Raw genomic sequence first — 13,403 nt, forward strand, 5'->3', positions numbered from 1 at the left:
CTGCATCCCTCGCTCACCGATGAAGGCGGCGTCCGTGCAGTCTTGGATTTTGACGTGGCCGCAGAAAGCGTAGCAGGCGATAGGGCCGCTTCGGGTCGAGCAGTGCCGTACCGAATAGCTCTCCCTTCGGCCCGTTGTCGGTCATCGCCGCGAAGGGCCGGATGCCCCGCCGGCCTCGATTGATGCGCTCGATTCCATGAAGCAGGCCGACCTCGTCCGCCACCGCTGCGATCTCCGCTTCCGATGTGCCGAGATGTTCCGCAAGCAATCCGTTGCGGATGCGGCGGATGCCCTCCCGCATAGCGGGATCGGTCGCTTCGATCGCGAGATCGCATTCCGTATCAAGGCCCGCAGAGCGATTGTTGAAATTGGAGGAACCTATCCGCAGGAAGCGATCATCGACGATGAGAAGCTTCGAGTGGATGTGGACGGGTTCGTCCTGATCCCCATTGGGCACCACGGGGTAATAGGCTCCGAAGCGCCCATAGTGATCCGCATCGACCAGATGGCGGATCAGGCGATCGCGGTTATTCGCCATGACGAACCGCTCGATGAGGCCGCGCGATTCATAGGTGATGAGCGCGAGGATCTGCGGACCGTCGGGGCGCTCGAGCTGCTCGCAGAGCACCCGGCCGACCGATCGGGCAGTTAAATATTGCGCCTCGATATAGATCGAATGTTTTGCCGCGCGCAGTGCGTCCAGGGTGAGCCGCTCGGCCTCCTCGACCCCCATTTGATCGGACATCTCGGGCATCGTGCGCGCAATGGCGATGGGGACATCGGTGAAATCGGCGGCAAGCCCCTCCGGCCAGAGATCAGCATCCGAGACGCTGGGGCAGGCAGGCCGTGCAGCCCCGGTTGCCGCCAGCCAGCGATCATGTGCAAGCTCGCAGAGCTTGCGCGCCGCCTCTCCATCGACCAGCATCTGAATGTCGTGCACCGGCCGGTAATGGTTGCCCTCCGGGCCTAGCCTTACCGGACTGACGGCGAGGTGTCGTTGATCATCCCACCGGCGCACCGTCAGATCCATGCCCCCGACAAAGGCGAGCTGATCATCAATGCAGACGATCTTCTGATGATGGGCGGCATAGATCGGATGATGCGTATCGAGCTTCATGTGAATGCGCGGATGCTCCTGCCAATCCGCACCAAACATCAGCGGACCGGGCGCTCCCGGCGCATGCAGTACCGCCATGCTCCACACCAGGATCCGCACCTCGAGCGCGGGATTGCGTTCAACCAGTTGCCGCAGCAGCTGTCCAAGGGGAGGCGATACCTCCGGGCTCTGATCAGCGCTTAGGCGAATGCGCCCATCGAAATCCCACCCGAGAATGGTTATGCTGTGGCGTGCGCCTCTGAGGGCCTGCTCAAGCCGGCCGAAATACTGGGCGCCATCCACCAGAACGGATGCCCGGCGGGCTTGTGCGATGCACCAGCAATTGTCCCCTGGTCGTATGATTGATCCTGCCACCTGATCAGGTGGCATCGCATTCCTTTGCGGTCTCCCAGAGATTTCCTCTCTTGGGCGAAGCACCCTCAACACCATCGAGCTCCATCATTCCTGCGCGGGATTGCCAAGAAAACACCGCCCAAACACGTAAGTTGAGCTGCCGGAATAAGGCTTAGAGGAGGATTTGAGTTCCGTGGGTAAGGGCTGCCGGCGCGAGAATGCAGGGCCAGTATCGCTGGCCCCACCCACTGGCGTTGGATGCGGATCTTGCCCGACAACCCGTCGAGACCACAGGTTAGATGCGCTGCGGCAAAGGAAGGAGTGAAATGGCGCCAGCCCGAACCATCGCGCGATACTTGTCCTCCACCACGGGAACGGAGTCCCAGGGGCTGTCGGCCGTTGCCAGATTGGCAATCACCATGTCGACCGACGCCTCTTTGGGCATCACACAGAGATCAAGCGCATCGAGGCGCAAGAGAATGCAGCGAGCAATATCGGCGGGATTGATCCCGCGGCCGCCATTCTCGGCGATCTTCTGTTCAAACTCGGCGGATATCTCGTGCGCGATTTCCGCAACAAGCTTTTCTGTGTTCATCTCGTACCTCCCGGCACGCAGCTACACCGTATAGTGAGCGGCTTAGGCGTTAGGCTCATCGCCGGTGAGGCAATGCTGGCCAACGCCGACCCGAGCCAGTATGAAGGGCTCGGTGTTACCAGAATGTCATAAGGGCATTTCCCGTTCCGCAATTCTGAGCTGGGAAGGTGAGACTTCTTAGCAACGACTTTGCGCATATCATCCATTTGGACGATTTCCCGGCGGCAGCGGCACCAAGACCAGAGACCCTGGACCATGTGCGGAACGGGTCTGGCGACTCGAACGTTCGAAGGTCGGCGGTATAGACGGGCGTTGCGCCGGAAGAAGGGCGTTGCGGCGGAAAGAGAGGGTCAATGAAGCGGGCCGATAAGGTTGAAGCGTCCTTCTCCGAAGAAGGTCGATACAGGCTGCTCATCGACTCGATTACCGACTACGCCATCTACATGCTCGATCCCAACGGCATCGTGACCAGCTGGAACAGCGGCGCCCAGCGCTTCAAGGGCTATCAGACCTCGGAAATCGTCGGCCACCATTTTTCACGGTTCTATACTGAAGAGGACCGGCGCCGCGGGCTCCCGGAGCATGGTCTCGCGACGGCCATTCGCGAGGGCCGCTTCGAGAGCGAAGGCTGGCGTGTGCGCAAGGATGGCACCCGCTTCTGGGCCCATGCGGTGATCGACCCCATCCGCCATTCCGACGGTACGCTGCTTGGGTTTGCCAAGATCACGCGCGACCTCACCGAGCGCAAACTCGCTCAGGAGGCGCTGAAGCGGACCGAGCAGCAGCTCAGTCTGCTGGTTCAGAGTGTGACCGATTATGCGATCTTCATGCTCGATCCCGAGGGCATGGTGAGCAGTTGGAACCAGGGTGCTCAGCGCATCAAGGGATATACCCGCGACGAAATTCTGGGGCAGCATTTCTCGCGCTTTTACACCCCAGAAGACCGCGCCAATGGCGCGCCCGAGCAGGCATTGAGCACGGCCCTGAGGGAGGGGCGCTTCGAGAAGGAAGCGCTGCGCCTGCGCAAGGACGGCACGCGCTTTTGGGCCCATGTGGTGATCGACCCCATCTATGATGACACGGGCCATCACGTTGGCTTTGCCAAGGTCACCCGCGATGTTACCGAGCGCAAGAAGGCGGAAGCCGCGCTGGAGGAGGCACGCGAAGCGCTGTTCCAATCACAGAAGATGGAAGCCATTGGCCAATTGACCGGCGGCGTGGCTCATGACTTCAACAACCTGCTCATGGCTGTCTTGGTCAGCCTCTCCCTTCTGCGCAAACGTCTGCCGGATGATCCCGCGATCACTCGTCTGCTGGACAATGCTGTGCAGGGCGCGCAGCGCGGCGTCTCACTCACCCAGCGCATGCTGGCCTTCGCGCGCCGGCAGACACTCAATCCGACGGCTGTGAGCCTCCCGGAATTGGTGCAGGGCATGACCGAGCTTCTGGAACGGTCGATCGGCCCTTCGATCCGCATCGAGACGCGCTTCTCATTGAACCTGCCCCTCATCCGCAGCGACCCCAATCAGCTCGAAACCGCGTTGCTCAATCTGGTCGTGAATGCGCGGGACGCGATGCCGCAGGGTGGCCAGGTCATCATCGCCGGTCGTGAAGAGAAGGTTGTAACAAGCGCATTGAACCTCAAGCCCGGACGCTATGTCTGCTTGTCCGTCAGTGATGAAGGTCAAGGGATGGATGCCGCGACGCTCGCCCGTGCGGTCGACCCGTTCTTCACCACCAAGGGCGTCGGCAAGGGAACAGGGCTGGGGCTCTCGATGGTGCAGGGCTTGGCCGAGCAATCCGGAGGCGGCTTGATGCTCAAGAGCAGGCTGGGCCAGGGCACGACCGCAGAGCTTTGGCTGCCCGTCGCGGTCACTTCCCGGGAAACGCGGCCGAGCCCGGCCGTGGTGGAAGAAGAGCCCGCGCTTGTCAGAACCGGACCCCGAACCATCCTGGTCGTCGATGATGACAATTTGGTGCTGATGAGCACTGGCGCGATGCTGGAGGACCTTGGTCACGCCGTCATCGAGGCAGGCTCCGGTCAGGAGGCTTTGGAGATTCTGCGCGAGAAGCGCACCATCGATCTCGTCATATCCGACCAGGCCATGCCGCAAATGACCGGTTTGCAGCTCGCTGAGGCCATACGCGCACAATGGCCTGACCTGCCTGTTATCCTGGCAACGGGCTATGCCGAGCTGCCCGCGAACGTCACCTCGGAGGTGCGCATGCTCACAAAGCCGTTCCGTCAGGAAGAGCTCGCGGAAATCATCGCCGAAGTGATCGAGCCGGCTTGATTGCTTGGGGCAGCGCTGATTTAGCGGCTCGCCTGCATTCTGGGAACGATGGCGGGCGCGAGCGGTTGCCAACCCGGGACGGATGGATCCATCCGGCAAACAGCACCTCGGGAGAGCAGCGACTGATGAGAGCACTGATCCAATTGGCCCTGTCCGGTCTCCTTGGGCTGACGGCCTCTTCCGTTGCCGCCCAGACTCTGCAGCAGACGCGACATGTCGTACTGGCAATCAACAACGTCGACCGTTATGGCCCGCATCTGGCAGATGCAGCAAACCGGTCGCTCTATATGTTCACTGCCGATCAGCAGGCGACCGGCAATATGCCGGCTGTCTCGCGCTGTAACGATGCTTGTGCGGAGGTCTGGCCGCCTGTCATCACGACGCAACCGGTTCGCACCGAGACTGGCATGGATGACAAGCTGATCGGAACTGTCCAGCGGCCGGATGGCTCAACCCAGCTCACCTTCGGTGGCTGGCCCGTCTACTATTATCTGCGTGATCAGAAGGTTGGCTATGTCGGCGGACAAGGCGTCAATGAGTTTGGCGGGCTCTGGTATCTGCTATCCCCCTCCGGTGAGCCGATGAAGTCGATCCCGAAACAGTAGGGCAGCCGCCCGCAGGCTGGGAAGCGCCAGCCCTGAGTGCACCGGTCTCATCCCCCGGCCGCCGGAAACTCTTTTGCTCCGCGCCTGTTTAGCAGGGTGGCGACGGAGCTGCGGTAGGCAAGCAGCCCTCCAAGGCGGCCGTCCCGCACGGAATCACAAAGGCTTGAGCCCTGGATGCGCCGAGACGGCAGTCTGAAACGCGATGCGGCCGCAGGGCAGGGCGGGGCGCTCCTTCCAACCTCCAACCTGGTGCGAGCGGCACTGGTGGTCGGCGGCCTCGTGGTCCTCGGACTTATCCTGTGGCGGCTCACCACCGTGATCATGCTGTTCTTTGGCGCGGTGGTTGTGGCGACCATCTTGCGCAGCCTTGCCGATTTGATCGAGCGGGCCGCGCCAATTCTCAAGACTTGGTCGCTGTTCCTGACCTGCCTCTTGATCCTTGCGCTCACAGCCGGGTTCGCAGTCCTCCTGGGGGCGCAAGTCTCGGGCCAGCTGTCCAACCTGACTGATCAATTGCCGCGCCAGATCAGCTATCTCGGCGATCAGATCGGCATCAGCAATCTCGATACGAAGCTTTCCGATCAGCTCCGATCCTTCGCCGAAGGCAACAATGTGGTGAGGAGCATCGCAGGCTATACGACTGGCGTGCTGGGGGTGATTGCCAATCTGCTGCTCGTGGTGGTGGCTGCGGTCTATTTCGCTGCCCGGCCAGACTTCTACCGGCGGGGCTGCCTGCTCTTGTTTCCACCGAATGTGAGGGAGGAGGTAAGTGAGGCGGCGGGGAATGCCGGTCATGCCCTGCAGCTCTGGCTTCTCGGCCAGCTCGTCTCGATGGCGCTCGTTGCCGTGCTGACAACGGCCGGTCTCTATGTGATTGGCGTCCCATCGGCGCTGGCGCTCGGCATGCTCGCCGGGCTGTTGGAATTCGTGCCGGTGGTCGGCCCGATCTTGAGCGTCATACCGGCAGTTCTGCTCGCCCTGCCGGAAGGAGGGTTCACACCACTTTGGGTGATCGTGCTCTACATCGTCATTCAGCAGGTTGAGAGCAACGTGATCCTGCCGCTGGTGCAACGGCGGGCGGTTGATCTCCCGCCGGCACTCACTCTGTTCGCGCTGCTGGCCTTCGGCGTGCTGTTTGGCCCGCTTGGGGTGCTCCTGGCAACGCCGCTCACGGTCGTCTGCTTCGTCATGATAAAGCAACTCTACCTGCGCGACACCTTGGAGGAACGCGTCAAAATTCCCGGCGAAGATGGCGGGAATTCGAAGGATTAGAACCCAGCGCGCTTGCGGCCTTTGGGATTAGCTCGGCTTTTTCGTCACCAGGATCAGATTACCGTCTGATGTGAGATTGGCGACGATCACATGGGCCGAGGTCAGGCCACGGGCGCTGAGGGCAGACTTCAGCTCATTATTGGCATCGATCGAGCTGCGCAGCTGCTGAAGATTGGCCTCATCCTGCTGTGCGACCATCTCATTGACCTGAGTTTGCGTCTCTTGTGGCAGCTCGGTGATGTCAACAATGGTCACGGTGCGCACAGTTGGGGCTTCGGATGGGCTCTGCGCCGAAGGAGCATTCGGTGCTGCCGCGGGAGGTTGCCCAGCCTGCTGCGCACTCGCCGCCGTGGCAAAGCTGAGCGCGGCTCCCACCGCGAGAATTGTGAGCATGCGCATAGGAATGTCCTTCTACCGGAGTTCTCGTTAATGGCATTACAGCGCCCCAATGGGGGGAAATGCTGGTTTTGCTTAGCCTATTTCATGTTCATTGTGGGGCAAGTTAGGGGCAGATGAACAATGCTTTATTAAGAGGCGGTGTTAACCAGCTGAGAATCCAAGGGTTCTTTTTTGTCGAACAGCTTTATTTCTGGATTGTCGAAATTTTGCTTGCGAATGTTGCCCTCATCGCTCTCGATTCGCATCTTGGGGCGACAAGCAATGTTTGCCGAAGCGGGTGTGCAAGCTCCGTCCTGGTCTGAGCGGGTGCGCACCATCAAGCTTTCGTTAACCAGAACCAGGATGAGCGGACAAGAACTGCTTAAACTCGGACTAAAATGTTCTTCGGCTGCCCGGTTTTGAAAGCCCCAGAGATTTGGCGGTTTGTGCCATGTTGTTGTGGAATATCGAGCTGAGACGCGGGCGATTTCCTCAGCATGAGAAAAAACTTTGGCACCGATCGAGGACAGAGGCGTTATTCCCGGCCAGATCATCTTGGAACCCATGCCTGTGTGAATGCACCTCAAGGAAAGTCCGCACGGAGCCACGAAAACATCTCGAGCGAAGTGGATATCGGTTCGCAGGAAGAAAATGCGCCCGGCAAAAGCTTTGGAACCGTTTCGCTTAGTGGAGAAGAGCGAAAGCTTCAGGGCGCGGGGAGGGGTCTGTCTATGAGCGTCCAATCCGACATCTTCCCGTTTCCGGTCAAAGGCGGCGACACCCATGAAACCGCACTGACCGAAAGGGCCGGCCGGCCGTCCCCGGCCTCCTGTCGTGAGGAGGACGTGGGGCCGGCTCTCGCTGCGGCCTATCCATCATCTCCGGGAGCCGCCGCGGACTGCATCATTCTTTTGAACGCCGACGGAGAGATTCTCTTCTCCAGTGGATCCTGCGATCCCGCCGAAGAGATCGCCGAGATCAAGTCGACTTCGGGTGATGCCTGGAACGCCTCGCCACTGTTTCGGCAGGAGGATCGTTCGACGGTTATTCCCGGCGCGACGAATTTCTGCGGCCAGTGCGAGACACAGAAAGGCCATTCCCGTTGGTGGGACTTCAAGCTGGGCGATACTTCAACCCGCCTGCGCCTCGTATTGATCAACCGCTTGCGGCAGGAAAAGCCGCGGATGGGCACGGAAGCCCAGATCGCCTATTCACATCTCGGCGCCGTGCTCGAGAGCACGACCGATTGCGTGGTCGTGGTCGACCGAGAATGGCGGGTGACCTATATGAACCGGCGCGCCAATGCGTTAGTTGGCGGCGGAGGCAAGCTTGCCGTAGGTGTCAATCTCTGGGAGGCCTATCCCGAGGGCCTCATCAACGAGTTCTATCACAACTACAAGAAGGCGCTTGCCACCAAGACACCGGTCGAGTTTGAAGGCTTTGTGCCGTCAGCCGGCATCTGGCTCGAGGTCCACGCCTATCCCTCGCCCGACGGCTTGTCCATCTTCTTCCACGATATCACCGAGGCTAAGCGAGCGCGGGATGAAATCGCCCATCTTGCTCATCACGATGCCCTCACAGGGCTTGCCAATCGTTTGAAATTCAACGAATGCCTGTCCGAGCTGCGCTCGCGCGCGGAGGGCGGCGAACTGGCCGTGCTGCTGCTCGACCTCGACGCCTTCAAGGAGGTCAACGATAGCCTTGGCCACCCCGTGGGCGATGCCTTGCTCAAGGCCATTGCCTACCGTCTGCGCAATGTCGCGCAGGATGCCGGCCTCTTCGCCCGGCTGGGTGGGGACGAATTCGCGCTCATCCATTCCCCCAATCGGAGCGGTCTCGCACCGACGGATCTTGCCATGCGGCTCATCTCCTGTCTCGATGACCCCTTCGAGATCGATGCCCATATGCTCAGGGTCGGCGCCAGTATCGGCATCGCCATGGCATCCGACAGCGGCCCATCGCCCGATGATCTCCTCAAGAACGCCGATATCGCCCTCTACCGCGCCAAGGCTGAGGGAGGAGGGGCCTATCGCATCTATGAACCGGGCATGCAGGAGGAGCTGCGGCAGCGGCAGGCGCTGAAGCAGGATCTGCACAATGCGGTCAAGAGCGGCGAGCTCGTGCTGGAATATCAGCCGCTGGTCGATATCAGGTCGGGACGCATCACCACCTGCGAGGCGCTCGTGCGCTGGCACCATCCGGTGCGGGGCATCATCCCGCCTGCGGAATTCATTCCTCTGGCCGAGGAGACGGGCTTGATTGAGAGCTTCGGCCAATGGGTTCTGGCGCAGGCCTGTATGGATGCGCAGAACTGGCCGGACAATGTGGGCGTTTCGGTCAATCTCTCGCCGGTGCAATTCAAGAACCGGGATTTGCCCGCGGCCATCACGAGCGCTTTGTCAGCCTCGGGGCTGGGGCCGGTTCGGCTTCATCTGGAGATCACCGAAACGGTTCTGCTGCACCATACCGAACACAATCTCAACATGCTGAGCCGCATCAAGGATCTCGGTGTGCAATTCGCGCTCGATGATTTCGGAACGGGATTTTCATCCCTCAGCTATCTCCGCAACTTTCCATTTCAGAAGCTCAAGATCGACCGGTCCTTCATCGCCGATATCGGCTCTGTCAGCCAGTCCGAGGCGATCGTGGCGGCCATCATTGGTCTTGCCGGCTCTTTGGGGCTCAATGTCTCGGCAGAGGGCGTGGAGACCGCGCGGCAATTGGACTGGCTGATGCGCCATGGCTGCCATGAGGCCCAGGGCTATTTCATCAGCAAGCCCATGTCCGCCGATCAGATGGCAACTCTGCTCTGGCAGAGCAGCCAAGTTGCGGTCGGCTGAGGACGGAATGCCACCGGTCAAACGATCCGTCCAGGGTTGAACTCGCGCCGGAAGTTCAACTGCTGGTAGTTTTTTGGCCACTCAAGTCTCCCCAGCCAAATCTGCTCTACCCTCGCCCATAGCCTCAGTATTACAAATTCTCCATAGACAGATTTAGGACACAATCCCCATCCATGTTCATCGTTGTAATTTTTACTTTGAGGATATGAAGATGTTCCGCAGATTTGCAACCGAGCTTGGCAAGGAATTATATATGAGAGCTGGAAACCAATTTTTTAATTACCTTAAATCTGATCAATCCGGCTCATTCGCCCACCATTCGACCACCCAAGTCACTCAATATTCTAACCCAATGACGATGAACACCGAAAAGTCATCAACATCAAACTTCCCAACGTTCAGCAATCATAGCTCCAGTTATGATTACTTTTCGAACGCGCACCACGGAAGTGGTGGCGGTTTACACGGCTCTGGCCATAGCGACTGGTTACATCGATAAACATCTGGTGCTGGCAGCACCTCAGCGCGACAGCTCGCCTCGTTGCGCTGAACGGCGCGGGGGCGCCGTGTAGGCGTGGACGCCTGCCAGGATGATGCGGAGCCCGGCCAGCTGGAAGCCATGAGGTCCTCGCCCGAAAGCAAATGAGCGGACCCGGAGTGTGGGCCATGTCCGTCATACCCAACAGGTCAAAACCCTCGCCGTAAGCGCCCGGGTCTGGCGCCAGCGCAACGCTGTCGAGCGTTTCTTCAACAAGTTCACAAACTTCAGAGTTCACACACTTCAGAGCCGCCACAATCCGTTACGACACGCGAGACGACAACTTCCTCGCCTCGCCGGCCCCAGCCCCCCGTTCTCCCATATCCAACCTCATTTTGGTGATGCTCGGCTGCTTAAGCAGTCAGTTTCGGGCAGCTGGCCGCTGAGCAGTAGCTGCAAGGACGCCCATGAGGCGCACGAAAGAGATATCACCACAATCTAACGCCTAAATACGAACACCAACCGAGCGGGCGGGGAAGCAAATGGCCGAACCGCCAATTCGGCTGCAACCAAGTCTTGACCCGGTTTAGTCAAACGGACGCCTCTCGCGCGAATAATCTGACACATGCGCAGCGGCAATCAATGTGCGCTGTAAGACACTGAAGGTGATTTGAAATGGTCGAGTTTACGTTTGATCCCTCGAACGGCCACCCGGCGATCAACTGCAAGCTTCACTATGTGGAGGAATACGAGAAAATAGCCCCTGCGCGCTTTAGCAGAGAGCTTCCATCGATTAAGGCGAGCATCCTTCAAAGCCTATTTGCTGATGGGACAATCGATAAGTATTGCGACCAGTACAATGTTAAGCCGAAAATGGCCGATGCGGGCCAGCCCTCTACAGAAATGGCCATCGACAACCATGCAAACCAGCACTCGGATGGCAACACCGCCAATCTGGCCACTGACTCGATGACCATCGCTTAGCTTTCATGGAGCAGCTTAACCCAAGCGCCTGCCTGGCGGACTCAGACCCCTGTTGACCGGCTTTCAGATGTCGGCATGACGGGCGAAGGCAGCGGGGTCTTCCATGTCCCCGCATGCCGGGTGCTCAGACGGTTGAAGCCTGCAGTTTCGTAATGCACCCGCATCCAGACGGTGGTGACTCGGGCCGCCGGGCCCGATCGGCATGCATTCACCGCGGGCCCGTAATTGCTTCTCTTCTTCGCCCAGAATGGCACAAGGCCAGTGATCCCATGAAGCCATCCATGGCGAGGCACCAGCACTCGGACTTGCCCCACTCGAAAGGCGCAAGCTCATGGGGCCGGATGATGTCGACCATCCGTTCCATCACCCGGCGCGATCATCCTGAACCTGAAGCGCGCCCAGAACGGCAGCTGAACAAAAGTGGCAAACCGGGAGTTAAAGAGGTGGCAAACCCGCCCAAAGAAGCCTGGCGGACCCTACGGGAGTCGAACCCGTCTTTTCAGATTGAAAATCTGACGTCCTAACCGATAGACGAAGGGTCCAGGCGACGGCCGTCTTCATACTGGCCTTCGCAGCTGAGTGCAAGCCTCTGGCCACTCTTCCAGTGGAAAACCGTGCGCATATTGCGAACAGTCGCACATGCGCACGCACTCACACAGGCGGAGGCAGCGGAAAGCCGCAGCCAAGACCCTGACAACTCTGTCTGCTCAGCCGAGAATGCCGGCGTGAGCTGATCCAATTGCGAAAAGCACGGCCGTTACGATCAGCGCCGTCGTCACCGACAAGGTGCGGGTCACGATCATGAGCCTCTCCTTCAAAACCACCCCTCTTGTTCCAAACCCCGCTCTCTTGGTTTTGATATCAGGAAAGAACGGCAAGATTTCGACTAATCTTTATTTTTGGTTACCAGCGGTCACCAGTGACCCGTATTGGGCATTGACGCCCACGGCTCTTGCTTGGGCAAAGCCTCGCCCTTCTGCAGCAGTTCGATGGAGATATTGTCGGGCGAGCGGATGAAAGCCATGCGACCATCCCGTGGCGGGCGGTTGATGGTCACGCCTTGTGCTGCAAGCCTTGCGCAGACGTCATAGATATTCTCCACCTCATAGGCGAGATGCCCGAAATTGCGGCCCTCGCCATAGGCCTCTGGATCCCAGTTATAGGTCAGCTCGAGCTCCGGACCATGGTCATCCGGCGCAGACAGGAAGATGAGCGTGTAGCGGCCGGCCGGCACCTCGTGGCGGCGCCGCTCAACCAGGCCAAGCTTGTTACAATAGAAATCGAGTGATTTGTCGACGTCGCTGATGCGGACCATGGTGTGTAGGAATCTCATGAGCGGACACTCCAGATCAGATAGAAGCCCAACATGCGGATCTGAGGGGCTCCGCGCAACCTGTCCGTCTGGTTGAGAAACCGGGCCTCTGCGACGGGGGATGGAGACTGGTCACGCCCCGTCGCCTGTAAAGCAACTGTAACAATGCGGAAGAACAGGGACGAAGGCTTTCAATAAGTCAATATATCAACTCTCGCTTGAAGGGGTGATCATGTCGATTTGCTGTCTGTATGAGGAGTAAAACAGTATCTTCTCGTTGCAATATATGCCGGATTTGCCGGGCTTTTCGGCGCTGTCACCCTGTGGGCACTCGACTTGGCGTTGCATAAAAACGGCCATAGGACCTTTTTCTCTTTCCGGGCGGGCGGAGGGCTATACAAAGCAGCGCCACTTGCTCCAAACTCTTAAGCGGTGATTAAGGGGCGATGCAGGCCCTTGCGTCTTTTGCGAGAGATTTGAGGGCGGGTCGCGGTCGTGTGGTTGAGAACGGATGCGCCGGGCATGGTCGACAGACCCAATTCGGCGTCAGCGGCGGAACCGAGAACAAACTGGACGATCAGCGTAGGCTGCGGGCTTAGGGGGCCTTGCCACGTGGAACGAGTGCAACAAGCTATTGAAATGAGCGACGAAACGCCAGTCGAGGTGATCCGCATCTCGGGTTTCGTGAAATGGTTTGACATGGTGCGGGGCTATGGCTTCGTCATTCCCGATAACGGCATGCCCGATGTGCTGCTGCATTTGAGCTGCCTCAAGCGGGACGGCTATGGCGCTGTCCTGGAAGGGACGCGCGTGATTTGCGAGGCGGTGCGCCGTCAAAAAGGATTTCAGGCACTTCGCGTTCTCGCCATCGACACCACCACCGCGATCCAGCCGCCACCGAGGGCGCCGCGCACGCATGTGACGGTGACCCCGACCAGCGACTGGAGCCCGGCGCGGGTCAAGTGGTTCAATCGGGTGCGCGGATTTGGCTTCTTAACCTTTGGTGACGGATCGCCCGATATATTCATTCATATGGAGACCCTTCGGAAACATGAGATTTCCGAGTTGCATCCGGATCAGGAAGTTCTGGTGAGATTCGGCACGGGGCCGAAGGGTTTGATGGCGGCTGAAGTGGCCCTGCCTGGGCCGGACGGAGCGCCGCCGGCGTCTTGAGGCGAGAGACCTCGTGAGGCAA

Annotated in this window: 11 protein-coding genes and 1 tRNA gene; 6 read left to right on the forward strand and 6 right to left on the reverse strand. The window is 59.4% G+C overall.

Translation table 11 applies throughout. The features are described from left to right. Positions 1 to 13: 13 nt before the first annotated feature. Positions 14 to 1,486 carry a phospholipase D-like domain-containing protein gene (locus RCF49_RS00845; protein ID WP_342642160.1) on the reverse strand — a complete coding sequence of 491 codons (1,473 nt, stop codon included), beginning with the start codon at positions 1,484 to 1,486 and terminating at the stop codon, positions 14 to 16. A gap of 259 nt (positions 1,487 to 1,745) precedes the next feature. Next, positions 1,746 to 2,045, reverse strand: coding sequence for a hypothetical protein (locus RCF49_RS00850; RefSeq protein WP_342642161.1), 300 nt, complete (start codon positions 2,043 to 2,045; stop codon positions 1,746 to 1,748). Positions 2,046 to 2,398: 353 nt separating this feature from the next. On the opposite strand from RCF49_RS00850, the gene RCF49_RS00855 reads away from it, so the two are divergent. From RCF49_RS00855 to RCF49_RS00865, 3 genes are all read left to right on the forward strand, one after another. Then, positions 2,399 to 4,339 (forward strand): hybrid sensor histidine kinase/response regulator, encoded by a 1,941-nt coding sequence (locus RCF49_RS00855; RefSeq protein ID WP_342642162.1) that lies wholly within the window; start codon positions 2,399 to 2,401, stop codon positions 4,337 to 4,339. A gap of 125 nt (positions 4,340 to 4,464) precedes the next feature. After that, entirely contained in the window at positions 4,465 to 4,944 is a 480-nt protein-coding gene (locus RCF49_RS00860) for a COG4315 family predicted lipoprotein (protein ID WP_342642163.1), read from the forward strand. Between the two features lie 174 nt (positions 4,945 to 5,118). Next, complete coding sequence (locus tag RCF49_RS00865; RefSeq protein WP_342642164.1) at positions 5,119 to 6,216, forward strand: AI-2E family transporter; 1,098 nt, start codon at positions 5,119 to 5,121, stop codon at positions 6,214 to 6,216. A gap of 27 nt (positions 6,217 to 6,243) precedes the next feature. Here the strand turns inward: RCF49_RS00865 and RCF49_RS00870 are convergent, their stop codons facing one another. Beyond that, complete coding sequence (locus RCF49_RS00870) at positions 6,244 to 6,615, reverse strand: hypothetical protein (RefSeq protein ID WP_342642165.1); 372 nt, start codon at positions 6,613 to 6,615, stop codon at positions 6,244 to 6,246. 128 nt (positions 6,616 to 6,743) lie between these two features. Next, positions 6,744 to 7,160 carry a hypothetical protein gene (locus RCF49_RS00875; protein WP_342642166.1) on the reverse strand — a complete coding sequence of 139 codons (417 nt, stop codon included), beginning with the start codon at positions 7,158 to 7,160 and terminating at the stop codon, positions 6,744 to 6,746. A 165-nt stretch (positions 7,161 to 7,325) separates the two neighbouring features. Here RCF49_RS00875 and RCF49_RS00880 point away from each other — a divergent pair, with 165 nt between their 5' ends. Then, complete coding sequence (locus tag RCF49_RS00880) at positions 7,326 to 9,434, forward strand: putative bifunctional diguanylate cyclase/phosphodiesterase (protein WP_342642167.1); 2,109 nt, start codon at positions 7,326 to 7,328, stop codon at positions 9,432 to 9,434. A 1,153-nt stretch (positions 9,435 to 10,587) separates the two neighbouring features. Continuing rightward, entirely contained in the window at positions 10,588 to 10,896 is a 309-nt protein-coding gene (locus RCF49_RS00885; RefSeq protein ID WP_342642168.1) for a hypothetical protein, read from the forward strand. A 467-nt stretch (positions 10,897 to 11,363) separates the two neighbouring features. Here RCF49_RS00885 and RCF49_RS00890 read toward each other — a convergent pair. Next, positions 11,364 to 11,438 (reverse strand) — tRNA-Glu (locus RCF49_RS00890). Between the two features lie 371 nt (positions 11,439 to 11,809). Next, entirely contained in the window at positions 11,810 to 12,229 is a 420-nt protein-coding gene (locus RCF49_RS00895; protein WP_342642169.1) for a VOC family protein, read from the reverse strand. Between the two features lie 618 nt (positions 12,230 to 12,847). On the opposite strand from RCF49_RS00895, the gene RCF49_RS00900 reads away from it, so the two are divergent. Beyond that, entirely contained in the window at positions 12,848 to 13,381 is a 534-nt protein-coding gene (locus tag RCF49_RS00900; protein WP_342642170.1) for a cold-shock protein, read from the forward strand. Positions 13,382 to 13,403: the final 22 nt, after the last annotated feature.

This window comes from Rhodoligotrophos sp. CJ14 (assembly GCF_038811545.1).
Classification (GTDB): domain Bacteria; phylum Pseudomonadota; class Alphaproteobacteria; order Rhizobiales; family Im1; genus Rhodoligotrophos; species Rhodoligotrophos ferricapiens.

Bases quoted from the DNA above. Each gene is read 5' to 3' on its own strand.
- RCF49_RS00895 (WP_342642169.1), bottom strand. From the start codon at position 12,229: ATGAGATTCCTACACACCATGGTCCGCATCAGCGACGTCGACAAATCA.
- RCF49_RS00850 (WP_342642161.1), bottom strand. From the start codon at position 2,045: ATGAACACAGAAAAGCTTGTTGCGGAAATCGCGCACGAGATATCCGCC.
- RCF49_RS00845 (WP_342642160.1), bottom strand. From the start codon at position 1,486: ATGCCACCTGATCAGGTGGCAGGATCAATCATACGACCAGGGGACAAT.
- RCF49_RS00880 (WP_342642167.1), top strand. From the start codon at position 7,326: ATGAGCGTCCAATCCGACATCTTCCCGTTTCCGGTCAAAGGCGGCGAC.
- RCF49_RS00875 (WP_342642166.1), bottom strand. From the start codon at position 7,160: ATGGGTTCCAAGATGATCTGGCCGGGAATAACGCCTCTGTCCTCGATC.
- RCF49_RS00855 (WP_342642162.1), top strand. From the start codon at position 2,399: ATGAAGCGGGCCGATAAGGTTGAAGCGTCCTTCTCCGAAGAAGGTCGA.
- RCF49_RS00870 (WP_342642165.1), bottom strand. From the start codon at position 6,615: ATGCGCATGCTCACAATTCTCGCGGTGGGAGCCGCGCTCAGCTTTGCC.
- RCF49_RS00900 (WP_342642170.1), top strand. From the start codon at position 12,848: ATGAGCGACGAAACGCCAGTCGAGGTGATCCGCATCTCGGGTTTCGTG.
- RCF49_RS00860 (WP_342642163.1), top strand. From the start codon at position 4,465: ATGAGAGCACTGATCCAATTGGCCCTGTCCGGTCTCCTTGGGCTGACG.
- RCF49_RS00885 (WP_342642168.1), top strand. From the start codon at position 10,588: ATGGTCGAGTTTACGTTTGATCCCTCGAACGGCCACCCGGCGATCAAC.
- RCF49_RS00865 (WP_342642164.1), top strand. From the start codon at position 5,119: ATGCGCCGAGACGGCAGTCTGAAACGCGATGCGGCCGCAGGGCAGGGC.